15 protein-coding genes are annotated in these 16,156 nt (G+C 67.0%); 7 read left to right on the top strand and 8 right to left on the bottom strand.

All coding sequences use genetic code 11. The features are described from left to right. Positions 1-1,011 carry a 4-hydroxy-3-methylbut-2-enyl diphosphate reductase gene (locus A5686_RS14160; RefSeq protein WP_067935084.1) on the bottom strand — a complete coding sequence of 337 codons (1,011 nt, stop codon included), beginning with the start codon at positions 1,009-1,011 and terminating at the stop codon, positions 1-3. 89 nt (positions 1,012-1,100) lie between these two features. Here A5686_RS14160 and A5686_RS14155 point away from each other — a divergent pair, with 89 nt between their 5' ends. The 4 genes from A5686_RS14155 to A5686_RS14140 are packed head-to-tail and all read left to right on the top strand — an operon-like array spanning position 1,101 to position 4,382. Next, entirely contained in the window at positions 1,101-1,700 is a 600-nt protein-coding gene (locus A5686_RS14155) for a lipid droplet-associated protein (protein ID WP_067935083.1), read from the top strand. After that, entirely contained in the window at positions 1,697-2,941 is a 1,245-nt protein-coding gene (gene xseA / locus A5686_RS14150; protein WP_067935081.1) for an exodeoxyribonuclease VII large subunit, read from the top strand. The genes A5686_RS14155 and xseA overlap by 4 nt, the downstream gene beginning before the upstream one ends. Next, positions 2,931-3,200 carry an exodeoxyribonuclease VII small subunit gene (locus A5686_RS14145; protein WP_067935078.1) on the top strand — a complete coding sequence of 90 codons (270 nt, stop codon included), beginning with the start codon at positions 2,931-2,933 and terminating at the stop codon, positions 3,198-3,200. Before xseA ends, A5686_RS14145 begins: the two co-directional genes overlap by 11 nt. Positions 3,201-3,260: 60 nt before the next feature. Next, a complete protein-coding gene (locus A5686_RS14140; protein WP_067935075.1) occupies positions 3,261-4,382 on the top strand; it encodes an NAD-dependent epimerase/dehydratase family protein in 1,122 nt (373 codons plus the stop codon). Positions 4,383-4,392: 10 nt separating this feature from the next. Here the strand turns inward: A5686_RS14140 and A5686_RS14135 are convergent, their stop codons facing one another. The 3 genes from A5686_RS14135 to A5686_RS14125 are packed head-to-tail and all read right to left on the bottom strand — an operon-like array spanning position 4,393 to position 7,489. Further along, positions 4,393-5,937 carry a carboxylesterase/lipase family protein gene (locus A5686_RS14135; protein ID WP_067935072.1) on the bottom strand — a complete coding sequence of 515 codons (1,545 nt, stop codon included), beginning with the start codon at positions 5,935-5,937 and terminating at the stop codon, positions 4,393-4,395. A gap of 24 nt (positions 5,938-5,961) precedes the next feature. Next, complete coding sequence (locus tag A5686_RS14130) at positions 5,962-6,759, bottom strand: dienelactone hydrolase family protein (RefSeq protein ID WP_067935069.1); 798 nt, start codon at positions 6,757-6,759, stop codon at positions 5,962-5,964. A gap of 31 nt (positions 6,760-6,790) precedes the next feature. Further along, entirely contained in the window at positions 6,791-7,489 is a 699-nt protein-coding gene (locus tag A5686_RS14125) for a DUF4245 domain-containing protein (RefSeq protein WP_067935066.1), read from the bottom strand. Between the two features lie 55 nt (positions 7,490-7,544). Between A5686_RS14125 and glpX the strand changes: the two genes are divergently transcribed. The 3 genes from glpX to A5686_RS14110 are packed head-to-tail and all read left to right on the top strand — an operon-like array spanning position 7,545 to position 11,137. Beyond that, positions 7,545-8,624: a class II fructose-bisphosphatase gene (glpX, locus tag A5686_RS14120; RefSeq protein ID WP_197520577.1), complete on the top strand. Its 1,080-nt coding sequence runs from the start codon at positions 7,545-7,547 to the stop codon at positions 8,622-8,624. 30 nt (positions 8,625-8,654) lie between these two features. Beyond that, complete coding sequence (locus A5686_RS14115; protein ID WP_067935064.1) at positions 8,655-10,070, top strand: class II fumarate hydratase; 1,416 nt, start codon at positions 8,655-8,657, stop codon at positions 10,068-10,070. 53 nt (positions 10,071-10,123) lie between these two features. Continuing rightward, a complete protein-coding gene (locus A5686_RS14110; RefSeq protein ID WP_067935062.1) occupies positions 10,124-11,137 on the top strand; it encodes a hypothetical protein in 1,014 nt (337 codons plus the stop codon). A gap of 16 nt (positions 11,138-11,153) precedes the next feature. On the opposite strand, the gene A5686_RS14105 is transcribed toward A5686_RS14110, so the two are convergent. From A5686_RS14105 to A5686_RS14090, 4 genes are all read right to left on the bottom strand, one after another. Further along, positions 11,154-12,590, bottom strand: a complete 1,437-nt coding sequence (locus A5686_RS14105; protein ID WP_197520581.1) for an adenylate/guanylate cyclase domain-containing protein — start codon at positions 12,588-12,590, stop codon at positions 11,154-11,156. A gap of 153 nt (positions 12,591-12,743) precedes the next feature. Next, the gene (locus A5686_RS14100) at positions 12,744-13,619 is read right to left on the bottom strand and encodes a polysaccharide deacetylase family protein (protein WP_067935060.1); all 876 of its coding nucleotides are present in this window, start codon (positions 13,617-13,619) and stop codon (positions 12,744-12,746) included. Positions 13,620-13,676: 57 nt separating this feature from the next. Then, positions 13,677-14,978 carry a PhoH family protein gene (locus A5686_RS14095; RefSeq protein WP_067935058.1) on the bottom strand — a complete coding sequence of 434 codons (1,302 nt, stop codon included), beginning with the start codon at positions 14,976-14,978 and terminating at the stop codon, positions 13,677-13,679. A 249-nt stretch (positions 14,979-15,227) separates the two neighbouring features. Further along, entirely contained in the window at positions 15,228-16,055 is an 828-nt protein-coding gene (locus tag A5686_RS14090) for an acyl-ACP desaturase (protein ID WP_067935369.1), read from the bottom strand. Positions 16,056-16,156: the final 101 nt, after the last annotated feature.

Below are 16,156 nucleotides of genomic sequence, written 5' to 3'. Positions count from 1 at the left end.
TCAGCGAACCGACCGGATCTCGCGCGGCAGCGCGAACACCAGGGTCTCCTGCGCGGTCGTGACCGGCTGCACGACGTCGAAGCCGCACTCGGCTAGGCGCGCCAGCACGCCCTCCACCAGGACCTCGGGCACGGATGCGCCCGAGGTGACGCCCACCGTGGTGACGCCTTCCAGCCACGCCGGGTCGATGTCGTCGGCCCAGTCGACCAGGTGGGCGGCCGCGGCCCCACCACCCAGCGCCACCTCGACTAGCCGCACCGAGTTCGATGAGTTGCGGGACCCGACGACGATCACCAGCTCACACTCCGGTGCCATCGCCTTGACCGCGACCTGCCGGTTCTGGGTCGCGTAGCAAATATCGTCGCTGGGCGGATCCTGCAGCTTGGGGAACCGTTGTCGCAGCCGCTCGACGATCTCCATGGTCTCGTCGACCGACAGAGTCGTCTGCGAGAGCCACACCACCTTGTTCTCGTCGCGCACCGTCACGTCGTCCACGGCGGCGACCCCATCGACCAGCTGCACATGGTCGGGCGCCTCCCCGGCGGTGCCCACGACCTCCTCGTGGCCCTCGTGGCCGATGAGCAGGATGTCATAGTCGTTGCGGGCGAACCGCCTGGCCTCGTTGTGAACCTTGGTCACCAGGGGACAGGTCGCGTCGATGGTGTGCAGGTTCCGGTCGGCGGCCGCCGCGTGCACGGTGGGGGCCACACCATGCGCGGAGAACACCACGATGGCCCCCTCGGGGACCTGGTCGGTCTCCTCGACGAACACGGCGCCGGCCTTCTCCAAGGTGGTGACGACGTGGCGGTTGTGCACGATCTCGTGACGCACGTAGACCGGCGGACCGTGCTTCTCCAGCGCGCGTTCCACGGTCTCCACCGCCCTGTCCACGCCCGCGCAGTACCCACGCGGTTCGGCCAAGAGCACTCGCTTACGGCCTGGGTCGCTGGCTACCGATCCCGCTGGTCCTCCCACACGGCCGGGAATCCCCATGTCGATAGTCGGCGGCATGTCGTCCAGGGTACTGACTGCCGACACAGGGTTGCCAGCTCGCGCCGGTGGGCTTGGAGTTAGCCGCCGCTTAGGGCAATCTTGGACCCATGGGCACTGCACCGTATGGAGTTCGGCTGCTGGTCGGCGCGGCAACAGTCGCTGTTGAGGAGACCATCAGGCTGCCGAAAACCATCCTGATGTACCCGATGACACTGGCCAGCCAGGCGGCGCACATCGTCATGCGCTTTCAGCAGAACCTCGCCGAGCTGGCGATCAAGGGCGACAGCACCCTCGAATCGATCTTCCCGCCGCGGGACGAGAAGCCGGAATGGGCGACCTTCGACGAGGACGTGAACGACGCGATCGACGGCGCCTACAGCCCGGTGCAGGACGGCGGCGAGGGCGAGCGCAGGGCCGAGGGCCGGTTCGCGCTGTACTCGGTGGCCGACGCGCACGAAGACGCAAGCGCCCTGACCAAGTCCGCCCGTCAGTCAAAGAAGCCGGCCGGCAACGCCTCGGTTCCGCAACCCGAGGTGGTCACCGAGCTGGACTACGCGTCGCTGACGTTGGCGCAGCTGCGGGCCCGTCTGCAATCGCTGAGTGTGGACGACCTTGAAGCCCTGCTGGCCTACGAGCAGGCCACCAAGGGCCGTGCACCGTTCCAGACGCTGCTCGCCAACAGGATCACCCGCGCGAACGCGAAGTGACCCCGGCCGTTACCCCCGAACCGAATTCCGCCGAGAACCCGTTTCCGGTGCGCGCGGTGGCCATCCGGGTCGCGGGCTGGATCGACAAGCTCGGCACCGTGTGGGTCGAGGGCCAGCTTGCCCAAATCTCGATGCGACCAGACTCCAAAACCGTGTTCATGGTGCTGCGTGACCCGGCCGCCGACATGTCGCTGACCGTGACATGCCCCCGCGATCTGGTGCTCGACGCGCCGGTCAAGCTGGCCGAAGGCACGCAGGTGGTGGTGCGCGGCAAGCCGTCTTTCTACACGGGCCGTGGCACATTCTCGTTGCGTCTCACCGAGATTCGTGCCGTCGGGGTGGGCGAGCTGCTGGCCCGCATCGATCGGCTGCGCCGGCTGCTGGATGCCGAGGGGCTTTTCGATCCTCGACTCAAGCGACCGATCCCGTTCTTGCCCAACAGAATAGGTTTGATCACCGGCCGGGCCAGCGCCGCCGAACGCGACGTGACGACCGTGGCGGCCGCGCGCTGGTCCGGGGTTCGCTTCGCGGTGCGCAACACCGCGGTCCAGGGCGCAGGTGCCGTCGCCCAGATCGTCGAGGCGCTAAGGGAACTCGATCGCGACGCCGAGGTCGATGTCATCGTGATCGCCCGCGGCGGCGGCAGCGTAGAGGACCTGCTGCCGTTCTCCGACGAGACGCTGTGCCGGGCCATCGCGGCATGCCTCACCCCGGTGATCAGTGCGGTCGGCCACGAACCTGACAACCCGCTGTGCGATCTCGTCGCCGATTTGCGCGCGGCCACTCCCACCGACGCGGCGAAGAAGGTGGTGCCCGATACCGCCGCCGAACAGCGGCTGATCGACGACCTGCGCCGGCGCAGCGCGCAGGCGTTGCGCAACTGGGTTTCGCGCGAGCAACGAGCGCTGGCCCAGATACGAAGCCGGCCGGTGCTGGCGGAGCCGCTAGCGGCTTTGATGGCGCGCGCCGAGGAGGTTCACCGCGCCCGATCGGCGATTCGCCGCGACATCACCCGGCTGGCCGCCACCGAGACCGAACGTGTCGGCCACCTGCGCGCACGGTTGGCGACATTGGGTCCGGCGGCCACACTGGCCCGCGGTTACGCCGTCGTGCAAGCCATAGGGCCGAACAACCGCGTGCTCCGTTCCGTCGACGACGCGCCGGCGGGCACGCGGTTACGGGTCCGGGTGGCCGACGGCGCCGTGGCCGCGGTGAGCGAGGGACTAACCGATGGCACGTAAAACCAACGACGGGGACGACCTCACCACCCCAAAAGACGATGACTCTATTACACCTATTAGTCACCTGGCTTACGAAGCGTGCCGGGACGAACTGATCGAAGTCGTCCGAATACTGGAGCAGGGCGGCTTAGACCTCGACGAGTCGCTGAAACTGTGGGAAAGAGGCGAGCAACTGGCTAAACGGTGCGAAGAGCACTTAGCTGGCGCTCGGAAGAGAATCGAGGATACGCTGGCGGCGGGCGAAGCCGAGGACGCATGAATTCGGAGTAGCCCAGGACCTGGCTGAAAATTTTTTTCCGAACTGGAACACGTTTCAGTTATGCTTTCGGCCATGGGTGATGCATCACTGACGGCCGAACTCGGCCGCGTCCTGGTCACCGGGGGCTCCGGATTCGTCGGCGCCAACCTGGTGTCCACTTTGCTCGACCGCGGACACGAGGTCCGCTCCTTCGACCGTGCACCCTCCCCGCTGCCACCGCATCCGCAGCTTGAGGTGCTGCAGGGTGACATCACCGACACGACCGTGTGCGCCCAAGCGGTCGATGGCATCGACACCGTCTTCCATACCGCGGCGATCATCGACCTGATGGGCGGTGCGTCGGTGACCGACGAGTATCGGCAGCGCAGCTTCGGGGTCAACGTCGGGGGCACCGAGAACCTGGTCCGGGCCGCGCAGGCCGCCGGGGTGCAGCGCTTCGTCTACACCTCGTCCAACAGCGTCGTCATGGGCGGCCAGAACATCGCCGGCGGCGACGAGACGCTGCCCTACACCAACCGGTTCAACGACCTGTACACCGAGACCAAAGTGATCGCCGAGCGATTCGTCCTGGGCCAGAACGGTGTTGAGGGCCTCTTGACGTGTGCGGTTCGGCCCAGTGGCATTTGGGGTCGCGGCGATCAAACCATGTTCCGCAAGTTGTTCGAAAGCGTGATCGCCGACCACGTCAAGGTGCTGATCGGACGCAAATCGGCCCGGTTGGACAACTCCTACGTGCACAACCTCATTCACGGTTTCATCCTGGCGGCGCAACACCTGACCCCCGGCGGCACGGCGCCGGGCCAGGCCTACTTCATCAACGATGCCGAGCCGATCAACATGTTCGAGTTCGCCAGGCCGGTGGTCGAGGCCTGTGGGGAGAAGTGGCCGCGGGTCCGGGTCAACGGCCCGATCGTGCGCGCGGCGATGACGGGTTGGCAGCGGCTGCATTTTCGGTTCGGGATACCGGCGCCGCTGCTCGAACCGCTCGCCGTCGAGCGGTTGTATCTGGACAATTTCTTCTCGATCGCGAAAGCAACCCGCGATCTCGGGTATCAGCCCCTGTTCACCACCGAGCAGGCACTGTCGGAATGCCTGTCGTACTACGTCGAGATGTTCCATGATATGAAGCGACTAGCCCTGGCGGACAAGGCATCCGCCGCACCGGCCGGCGGACGGCAGTGATGCCGGTCGCCTAGCGAAAGCTCACCACCTCGCTGCCCCAGGCCGCACGGATGTTGGCGTCGACATCGTGCGCGAGCGCGTCACGGCGATCGATGATCAGACAGGAACGGTCGTTCTCCGTATAGGGCGTCCATTCCGGCTCACCGGGCAGGCCCGAGGGCGTGGCATGCGCGGCGAAGTTGATCCATCGGGTCCGCACCCTCTTGGACACCTCCTTGGCGGCCTTGGCGCCGCCCAGCATCAGCGTGGGATCCTTGGGCGCACCGAGATTGCCCCAGACGTAGGGCAATTCGGTGGCATGCGCGGCGCGGACCATCGTCAGCTTCAGCAGTGGGGTGGCGTAATCGAACCGGTACAGATACACCGGCGCCACCCGGGCGTGCCCCTCGGCGAGCCACACCGACGGCATCCGGAAGCCGACGTCGGTCGCGATGCTCAAACTCCGTGCCCTGCGCCGCAATCTCGAATACGTCGAGACGATCTCCTCTTCGGTGGGCAACTGCAGATCGGGTTGTTCGGCGGCAATCTGATCGAATAACGACGTGATCGCTCTCGGAGTGATCGGCATCAACGGCGACCTCAGCAACCGGAAGAGCATTGCCTCGTGCTTGTTGGTGCCGATGATCAACGGAATCGGCTGCGAGCGGCCCGCTTGCGCAAGCTTGACCGGGTAGTCGGTCAGCACGTCGCCGTCGACGATCGGGACGAACGCCAGCGTTCCCGGGTTACGCACCGGCACTTCGTCGAACACCCGCTGCGACGCCGCCAGCAGCGTCCCCATCGGGATATCAAGCAACCGTTGAGATTCCGATGCAGCGATTCCGAGCCGGTCGAGGAATGCCCGCGCCACGCGTCCCGCACGTTCGCGGTCGTACACCGAAGTGGCCGGCGAGCTTTGCGCAATCGCCCCAGCGAACAGACCTTCGGCCGCCGGGCTGGCCAGCAGCGTGGTGACGATGCCGGCCCCGGCGGACTCGCCGAACAGCGTGACGCGCCGCGGATCGCCACCGAAGGCAGCGACGTTGTCGCGCACCCACTCCAGGGCCGCCAGCACGTCACGCAGGCCCACGTTCGAGTCGAAGCGCCGTCCCGCGGTGTCGAACCCAGACAGGTCGAGAAAGCCAAGCACCCCGAGCCGATAGTTGACGGTGACCACGACGACCTCGCCGCGGCGGACAAGTCTGCGGCCGTCATAGAGCGTCTGGCTGCTCGACCCCAGGACATAGGCGCCGCCGTGCACCCACACCATCACCGGTTTGCCGTCACCCGGTTTCGTGTCAGAAGACGCCCAGACATTGAGCCGCAGGCAATCTTCGCCCTGCGGCGCGCCCAAATCCAACGGCAGATTGGGAAATACCGGTTGCGGGCAGGCCGGCCCGAAAGCGGTGGCGTCGACAACCTCGGTGCAGCGCGCGGGCGGTTGGGGGGCCCGGAACCGCAGCTCGCCGGTGGGCGCGGCCGCGTACCGAAGGCCCTTCCACGCCTTGACGCCGTCGGCTTCGACGCCTCGGGCCGGGCCATAGTTGGTTTCGACCACCAGATCGTCAATTGCCATGCGCCGCAAAGTCTCCCGAGGAACCTAGAAAAGGCGTTGCGTGAGGAACTCGACCACACGCTTGCGGGCTTCGAAGGCGGGATGCCCGTCGACTTCGCGAATCTCGTCGGTGAGCACCGAGTGCGCCATCTTGCTGAAGCCGTGTTGATTGCCGGGCCCCGAATCGATGTCGATCACCTCGAAGGCGTCGCCCAGGCGCTCCTTGAGCGTCACGAACCGCTCGCGCGGCACCGCTTTGTCCTCGCTGAACCGCAAGCCCATGGCGCACAGGCCATCGTTGGTGCACCGATCGGCCACGGTGGCCAGTTCTGCTTCGCTCAGGCCGGGGTCGCGGCGCCGCGCGGCGCCCAGCGGAAACGGGACCGACGGCTGCGAAAGCACCGGCGCCAGCACGCTGTCGTCGACCGCGGCGGCCAGAGCGAACCCGCCGGTGAAGCACTGGCCGATCACGCCGACACCCTTGCCCGGTGTCGATGCGTTGAGATCACGGGCCAGCGCGCGCAGAAACAGCGCAACGGGCCGCTCCTTGTTCAGCGCAAAAGCGGCGAATTCCCGTGCCACACAGGCCCGCCCGATGGTACCGGCAATGTAGCCCGCCGTCTTGGCCTTGCCCGGCTCGCCGAACAGCGACGGCATGGCGACGGTGAAGCCGTTGTCCACCAGGTGATTCCCCAGGGCGAGCACGCCGGGATGGATTCCGGGAATCTCGGGAATGAGCACCACCCCGGGGCCGCTGCCCTTGCGGTAGACGTCATGGGTGTAGCCGCCGCCGCTGAACGATGCCGCCGACCATCCGGACAGATCAGCCTCTGGTGCAGTCATGTCGATAGGATCCCTTGCTCGCGCGGATGAGCTAGCGGCTGGGCAAAGGCGGTTGCGATTGCGTCGCCGAAGCCAGCGTACGGAACTGATCGGTGTTTCCGGCGCCGGTTATCGCAATTTGGGTGGCGCCCCCCGGCCCGCTGAGCCTGGTCGTCCATACCGGCTCGGCGTCCGCACCGTTTTGGCCGGAACCCTGATAGACCACCCAGTTGGTCCCGTCGACATCGACCGCTCCGGTTGGGTAGGCCGACGGATGAATCGAGTTGACGAGCTTGTCCTCGTCGGCGTTGCTCTGGGTCAGGCTCAGATACATTCCGGTCGGACTGATGTAGCCGACTTCCGAGATGGGCGCGTTCACCCGTTGACCGCTCGTGGTGTCGCTTCGGCCGCCCTGGATGCCACCGCGGTGGCCGGAGTTGGCTTGCCAGCCGGCCGGGAGCCGCGGTTGGCGGACGGGAAAACCGAGCGCGGACGCGTCGGCACGCAGGGCCGCCCCCGCGTCATAAGACGGGACGGAGCCCTGATGGCTGCCGAGCTGAAACGAGCACATGCCCAGCATGCCTGCGAGCACGACACAGCCGATGACCAGCGGAATCAGCGACCAGAACATGTCCCGGCCGTCCTGCAACAGCCGGGGTTTCACCGGCCTGGGACCCGGTCCGGCCTGCGGAGACGACGCACCGGCTACGTTCCCATCAAGCTGGGCGTTCAGCGGCGGCTCCTCCGTCATCCCCCAAGTATCCCAGTTCCAGCGGACCGATCCGCTTCTGGGACAATCGACAACCATGACAGTTGAGGGCGAGCGCTCGACCGCCACCACCGGCCGGGCCTTAGCGCAGGGTCGACCGCGCGGTGAGGCTCCGGACCGCAACCTGGCTTTGGAACTGGTACGCGTCACCGAGGCCGGTGCCATGGCCGCAGGTCGCTGGGTCGGCCGCGGCGACAAAGAGGGCGGCGACGGGGCGGCCGTGGACGCGATGCGCGAGCTGGTCAATACGGTGTCGATGCGCGGCGTCGTCGTCATCGGCGAGGGCGAGAAGGACCACGCTCCGATGCTCTACAACGGCGAGGAGGTCGGCAACGGCGACGGAGCGGAGTGCGACTTCGCCGTGGACCCGATCGACGGCACCACGCTGATGAGCAAGGGCATGCCGAACGCCATCTCCGTGCTGGCGGTGGCCGACCGCGGAGCGATGTTCGACCCGTCGGCGGTGTTCTACATGAACAAGATCGCCGTCGGGCCGGAGGCCGCGCACGTGCTCGACATCACCGCGCCGATCGCTGAGAACATCAAGGCCGTCGCCAAGGTCAAGGCGCTGTCGGTGCGCGACATGACCGTGTGCATCCTGGACCGGCCGCGGCACGGCAAGCTGATCGAGGACGTTCGGGCCACCGGGGCCCGGATCCGGCTGATCACCGACGGCGACGTCGCGGGTGCGATCTCGGCGTGCCGGCCGCACTCGGGAACCGACATGCTCGCCGGGATCGGCGGCACGCCCGAAGGCATCATCGCCGCGGCCGCGATCCGGTGCATGGGCGGTGCCATCCAGGCACAGCTGGCTCCCACCGACGACAAGGAACGCCAGAAGGCGATCGACGCCGGCTACGACCTCGACCAGGTGTTGACCACCGAGGACCTGGTGTCCGGCGACAACGTGTTCTTCTGTGCCACCGGGGTCACCAACGGCGACCTGCTCAAAGGGGTGCAGTACTACCCGGGCGGCTGCACCACCCAGTCGATCGTCATGCGGTCGAAGTCGGGAACCGTCCGGATGATCGAGGCCTACCACCGGCTTTCAAAGCTCAACGAGTACTCCGCCATCGACTTCACCGGCGACACCTCCGCCGCCTATCCCCTGCCCTGACCACCGATCGAAGAACGAGGAAGCCACTCTATGGCCTCGAACAGCTCTGAAGACACCGAGTACCGCATCGAACGCGACACCATGGGCGAGGTCCGCGTACCCGCAAAAGCGTTGTGGCGCGCCCAAACTCAGCGCGCGGTCGAGAACTTCCCAATCTCGGGCCGCGGCCTGGAGCGCACCCAGATCCGCGCGTTGGGTCTGCTGAAGGGCGCCTGCGCGCAGGTCAACAAGGACCTGGGGTTGCTGGCGCCCGAGAAGGCCGACGCGATCGTCGCCGCGGCCGCCGAGATCGCCGAGGGCCAGCACGACGACCAGTTCCCGATCGATGTCTTCCAGACCGGCTCGGGCACCAGCTCCAACATGAACACCAACGAGGTGATCGCGAGCATCGCGGCCGCCCACGGTGTGACGGTGCACCCCAACGACGACGTCAACATGTCGCAGTCGTCGAATGACACCTTCCCGACCGCAACCCACATCGCGGCCACCGAGGCCGCGGTGCGTCATCTCATCCCGGCGCTCGAGGTGCTGCACGACGCCCTGGCCGGCAAGGCGCGCGAGTGGCACACCGTGGTCAAATCGGGCCGCACCCACCTGATGGACGCCGTGCCGGTGACGCTCGGTCAGGAGTTCAGCGGATACGCCCGGCAGGTCGAGGCGGGCATCGAGCGGGTGCGCGCGACGCTGCCCCGGTTGGGCGAGCTGGCTATCGGCGGCACCGCGGTCGGTACCGGTTTGAACGCTCCCGACGGCTTCGGCGCTAAGGTGGTCGAAACGCTGGTCAACTCCACCGGTCTGAGTGAATTGCGCACGGCAACAAACTCGTTCGAGGCGCAGGCGGCTCGCGACGGGCTGGTCGAGGCGTCGGGCGCGCTGCGCACCATCGCGGTGTCGCTGACCAAGATCGCCAACGACGTTCGCTGGATGGGATCGGGACCGTTGACCGGCCTGGCCGAGATCCAGCTACCCGACCTGCAGCCGGGCAGCTCCATCATGCCCGGCAAGGTGAATCCCGTTCTCCCCGAGGCCGTTACGCAGGTCGCCGCCCAGGTGATCGGCAACGACGCCGCAGTCGCGTGGGGCGGCGGCAACGGCGCGTTCGAGCTCAACGTCTACATCCCGATGATGGCGCGCAACGTCCTCGAGTCCTTCAAGCTGCTGACCAATGTGGCGAAGCTGTTCGCCGAGCGTTGCATCACCGGACTGGCCGCCAATGTCGAACGCCTGCGCGAGCTGGCCGAGTCGTCGCCGTCCATCGTGACGCCGCTGAACTCGGCGATCGGCTACGAGGAAGCCGCCGCGGTGGCCAAACAGGCGCTCAAGGAGCGCAAGACGATTCGTCAGGCGGTGATCGATCGCGGCCTCATCGGCGACAAGCTGTCGATCGAAGAACTCGACCGGCGGCTCGACGTGTTGGCGATGGCCAAGGTCAAACCCGAAGACTGAACCGGCCGTCATCCGGTGACGGCGGTACTCGACGAGAGTAAGGGTGGTTTTGCATGACGGTTCCTCCCGGCGGTCCCTACGGCCAGGGGCCCTACGGAAGCAATCCGTATGGGCAGGACCCGAATTGGGGGGGCCAGCCGCAGGGCGGTCCCGGTCCCTACCCGCAGGGTGGTCCCGGTCCGTACCCGCAGGGCGGTACCGGTCCCTACCCGCAGGGTGGTCCATACGCGTACCCGCCGGGTGGCCCGTACCCGTACCCGCCCGGCGCTACCCCGTACCCGAACCAGCAGTATCTGCCACCCGGACAGCAGTTTGGGCCGGGCGGCCCCTACCCACCGGGCCCGCCGCCGGGAGGTCCCGGCTCGAAGCTGCCGTGGCTGATCGTCGCCGGTCTGGTTGTGCTGGCTGTCATCGCGCTGGTGGCAACGCTGCTGCTAATGCGCGGCGGCAATGACAACAAGCAGGTCGCCACCGCGCCCTCGACAACCTCCACGTCGGTCTCACAGCCGAAGAATTCTGCGCAGAACGCCACCGACTGCACCCCGAACGTGTCCGGCGGCGAGATGCCACGGACCGACTCGATCGCCGCGGGCAAGCTTTCGTTCCCGGCCAGCGCGGCGCCGGGCGGGTGGACGGTGTTCTCCGACGACCAGGGCCCGAACCTGATCGGAGGGCTGGGGGTCGCGCAGGACGTGCCCGGGGCCAATCAGTGGATGATGACGGCCGAGGTCGGCGTCACCAATTTCGTTCCCAGCATGGACCTCACGGCCCAAGCCACGAAGTTGATGCAATGCATCGTCGCGGGCCCCGGCTACGCGAACGCGCAGCCCACGCTCGGACCGACGAAGTCGTCGTCGATCACCGTCGACGGCACCAAGGCGGTCCGGGTCGATGCCGACGTCACAATCGCCGATCCCAGTCGCAACGTCAAGGGCGACTCGGTCACCATCATCGCCGTCGACACCAAGCCGGTCACCGTCTTCATCGGCAGCACACCCATCGGTGATACCGCCTCGGCGGACCTCGTCGGCAAAATCATTGCCGCGCTGAAGGTCTCCAAGTCCTGACGCGGGTTTGGGCCGGCTAGCTAGTCGTCGGTGCCGAGACGTGGGTGGCCTCGGATCGCCCACGCAGAATCGTGGAATAACATTCGGCCCAGTGCGAGCGCTCGTCCTCGCCCGCGGCGTCGATGGCACCCGCCGAGCACAGGATCCGCCGGTCGGAGGTTTTGGCGAGGTCGGCCAGCCGGGCGGCTTCGTTGACGGCGTCACCGATCACGGTGTATTCATACCTGTTTTCGGCGCCGATGTTGCCGGCGAAGACCCGCCCCGCTGAGACGCCGATGCCGAAATCGACCGGCAGCTGCCGCAATTCGGAGACAAGTGCACGAGCGGTCGCCAACGCCGACGATGCCGGCTCGCGCGCCGGCAGCGGCACCCCGAAGACGGCCAGCGCCGCATCGCCCGCGAATTTGTTCACCAGTCCGTGGTGTTCGTCGACGGCATGCACGACGATCCGGAAGAAGTCGTTGAGCACCTCCGCGACCTCTTGCGGGGGGCGGCTTTCCGCGAGCCGGGTGGACTCCACCAGGTCGATGAAAAGCACCGCCGCTTCGACGACGTCTCCCGACAGGGATGCCCCCTCGTTGAGCGCGCGTTGCGCGACGTCGGCCCCGACGTGGCGTCCGAACAGGTCACGTAACCGGTCCCGCTCGGCGAGCCCGGCCACCATTCGGTTGAATCCCGTTTGCAGACGCCCGATCTGGGAACGCTCATAGGCGCCGACGTACGTGTCCATGCGGCCATGCTCGACCTCGGCCATCGCGTCGACGACCTCGCCGACCGGATCCGAGATGGACCGCGAGGTCAGAATCATCGTGGGCAGTCCCAAGATCAGCGCCGCCAGCGACACCACCAGAATCGGCACGTCCAGCGACGCGGACTTCTCGATCAGCCAGCCGTACGAGCGGAGAACCACCATCGTCGCAATGACCGCGATGGGAAAAGCGCTGCACAGAAACCACAGCAGAACCAGCCGGGCATAGACGCTCGGCACCGCAAGCCGCGGTTCGGCGCCCAGCGTGGCGGCGCGCATGATGGGCCGCAGGGTGCGCTGGGCGATCAGCATGGCGGTGCCGGCGGCGGCCGATCCGCCGAGCAACACGCCGAGCACGATGGGCAGCAGAAGTTGCGGTCCGCCAGTCAAATTCAACAGGATGAAGATCCCGCCGGTCAGCGCCCAGGACGCCACCAGGATTACCGACTGGCGCCCGGCCAGCCTCATCACGGCTTCGCGTTGCTCCGGGGTGGGTTCGTCCCCTGCGACGTACCAGCGCACCGTGGGAGCCAGGCTGACGGCGCCGGCCACCGCCACGCTGACGATGCCCAGCACGATGAGCAGCACCACTGGGACCGTGTTCTGCCGTGCGAAGTCGGCGTTGGCGCCCACGGAAGTGTGGCCGCGCAGGGGGATGAGGATAGCGGCCGCTTCGACGACGGCCAGGACGTAGGACAGGCTCAGATCGAGCCCGTATTGAAACAACCACCGACGAAAGGACTTTCGTTGCCCCGTGGCGTGCTGCCGCGCCGGGCCGCGCCGTGGCGGCGGAAGCCGATCGCGAAGCCAGCCCGCGGTGATCATAGAAAGGTAGCCGCGTGTGGCCCGAAACTTGCGCTACGCACCGTTGTTCGGTCCTCCGGAGTTCTGCCCGGCGATGTCGGTGATCGGGAAATTCGGCATCGGTTTCGGTGAGGGTGTGTTGGGCAGCGTGGGGATGTCGCCGGGTGGGATGTCGCGCAGGCCGTTGACGGGTGAACCATTCTCCCGGCCGCCGTAGCTGCTGCCGGGGGCGCGTGGCCCCAGCAGGTCGCTGACCGTCACCATGCGGTAGCCGTTGGCCTTGAGCACCGGGATGAACTGGTACACCAGATCGACGGTGCTCGAGTACGTGTTATGGAACAGCACCACCGAGCCCGGCTTGAGGTAAGTCATCAACATGTAGCGCGTGGCCGCCGTGTCCGAGTCGTTCGTCCAGTCGAAAGGGATGACATCCCAGAGGATTTCGGCCAGCCCGAATTGGCCGGCGGTCTGGCGCACCGCCGGGTCGGACAGTCCTCCGGCGGGGCGATACAGGTTCGGGGTGCGCCCGGTCGCGGCCTTGATCGCGTCGTTGGCCTTAAAGAATTGGGCGGCGATGTCTTCGCGTGGGATCGTGGTCATGTTGGGGTGTTCCCAGGTGTGGCTGCCGATTTCCATTCCCGCGTCGGCAATGCGCCTGGCGCCGGCCGGGTTCGCGGCCACTTTGTTGCCGATCAGGAAGAACGTGGCCTTGGCGTCGTTCTCCTTCAAGATTTGCAGCAGCCGCTCATCGAACGGCCCCGGCCCGTCGTCAAAGGTCAAGGCGACGCACTTGACGACCGAGCAGCTGAGGTCGTCGGCGCGTGTCACATGACCCGTAAGCCCGCCGATCACCAGCACCGCGACGGCTGCCGCCACCCCGACAACCGTGCGCCAGTAGCGCCAGGCTTGGGTGTCGGGTCGTTTCGCCACCGTAAAAGTTTATCGAAGAGGGCCCTACCCGGGGTCGAGCGCGCTGGTCAGGCGCCCTCACTGCGGGCCGGCGATCTCCTCGAGCATCTCGGTGACCAGGGCGGCAATCGGCGATCGCTCGCTGCGCAACAGGGTGATGTGGGCGAACAGCGGGTGGCCCTTGAGTTTCTCGATCACCGCCGCGACTCCGTCGTGGCGGCCCACCCGCAAGTTGTCGCGCTGGGCGATGTCGTGCGTCAGCACCACCCGCGATCCGGCGCCCAACCTGGACAGCACGGTCAGCAGGACGTTGCGCTCCAGCGACTGGGCCTCATCGACGATGACGAACGAGTCGTGCAGCGACCGGCCCCGGATGTGGGTCAGCGGCAGCACTTCGAGCATGCCGCGGGACAGCACCTCCTCCAGCACAGCCGGGCTGGCCAGACCCTCGAGCGTGTCGAAGACGGCCTGCGCCCACGGGCCCATCTTCTCGCTCTCGCTGCCGGGCAGATACCCCAGCTCTTGGCCGCCGACGGCATAGAGCGGGCGGAAGACGACCACCTTGCGCTGGGTGCGCCGCTCCAGCACCGCCTCCAGACCGGCGCACAACGCGAGCGCCGACTTGCCGGTGCCGGCCTTGCCGCCCAGCGACACGATGCCCACCGACTCGTCGAGCAGCAGGTCGAGCGCCACCCGCTGTTCGGCGGATCGCCCGCGCAGGCCGAATGCCTCGCGATCACCACGCACCAGCTGGACACGTTTGTCCGCGTTGACCCGGCCGAGTGCATGAGAGTTACCGCCGAGCAGCCGAACACCGGTGTGGCAGGGAAGGTCTCGCGCTTCCACCAGATCGATCTCGCCGTCGGTGAACAGGGCGTCGATGTCCTCGGTGGCGGTCTCGATCTCGCGCATCCCCGACCATCCGGAGGCGACCACGTCCTGCGCGTGGTATTCATCGGCGGCCAGCCCCACCGCTGCGGCCTTGACCCTAAGCGGGATGTCCTTGCTGACCAACGTAACTCGTTTACCTTCGGCCGCGAGGTTGGCGGCGCAGCTCAGGATCCGGGAGTCGTTGCTGTCGCTGCGAAAACCGGCCGGCAGCACTGAGGGATCCGTGTGGTTGAGCTCGACATGCAGCGAACCCCCCTGTGTCCCAACCGGAATGGGCTGATCCAGCCGTCCGTGCACCAGCCGAAGGTCGTCGAAAAGCCGCAACGACTGGCGGGCGAACCATCCCAGCTCGTGGTGGTGGCGTTTGGCCTCCAGCTCGCTTATCACCACCAACGGAACAACCACCTCGTGTTCGGCGAACCGGCTGCACGCCCAGGGGTCGGACAGCAGCACGGAAGTGTCGATCACGTAGGTCCGGATATCGGTCACGTAGCGCTCCTCGAGCGGGATGAGCCCGCGCGGACCCGCACAGGCATGTCGACGGGAACCGCAGCACCAGGACCGGGGCCGGTCCTTCCGTTGTGATGACGGGAGGTGCCGCCCTGGCAGCAGAGCATGACGCTGACCATCGAGAACGACGCTACTCCCGTGGCCGCGCGCCCGCTGTGCAGGCGCGCCGACGTGGCGAGCCGCGACCGCCTCAGCGGCTGGCCGATGTCAGAGGGTCGTGCGGGTTGCTTAGCCGACGACGAATCGGCGCAGCTGGGGTTCGTCCGCGAGCCCCCAGGCGGTGATGCGGTCGGAGATCGCCTGACGCAACTGCTCCGGGCCGAAAACGCCTGCCTTCTCGACGTTCTGGACCTTGCCCCGGTACGCGTCGATGTCGGCGCCGGGCACCTGCAGGTCGGCCGCCCGGGCGGCGATGGCCTCGATGGTCTCGTCGCGGGTGTACTCGAGGCAGTGCGCGACGAGGTTCGAGAAGAACACTTCGTGGCGCCGCTCGTCGCGGCCGATCCGATCGATGAGGCCGGCCAGGATGGGCTCCTCGAGCTGCGCGGCCAGGTTCTCGCAGAACACCGCGTGGGTGCGTTCGACGAACGCCATGTGCACGAGCGTTTCCACCTGCGAGTAGGTGTCGGCGCGGTAGCCCTTCATGACGTACTGGACGCGGGCCTCTTCGTTGGCGGTCGGATCGACCTCGCGGGTAACCACCAGGTACTCGCGCAACGCGATCGCGTGCAGGTGCTCCTCGGCCGTCCACCGGCCCAGCCAGCGGCCCCAGTAGTCCTCCAGGATGAAGTGCTCGACCAGCTCGCGGTGGTGGGCGGCGAGGTTGTCCTTGAGCAGCAGCAAAATCTCGCAGGCGTCGGTCAACGGCCTCGGCAGCGTCATCGACGAGGGGTCCCAGTCGCGTCCACCCAGGAAGGCGAAGTTCTCGCCCCGGTCGAACGGTACGTAGTCGTGCGCGAACCAGAGTTCTTCGGTGGACAAGTGGCGGTCGATGTTCGCTTCGACGACCGGCTCGAGTTCCAGGGTCAGCGCGTTAGCCACAGGTCTTTCTGCCATGAGGTAACTGTAACCCGCATACACACGTTCATAAAATCGCCCGGGCTGTGTCGCGGCAACTAGTGACTTTCGTCCTCAACCGCGCTCAGCCGCGCCGTCCG

This window comes from Mycobacterium sp. E2479 (genome assembly GCF_001667925.1).
In the GTDB taxonomy this organism is placed as follows: domain Bacteria; phylum Actinomycetota; class Actinomycetes; order Mycobacteriales; family Mycobacteriaceae; genus Mycobacterium.
Note: the sequence above shows the minus strand (reverse complement) of the source record. Positions and strands in the feature narration are given on the sequence as shown.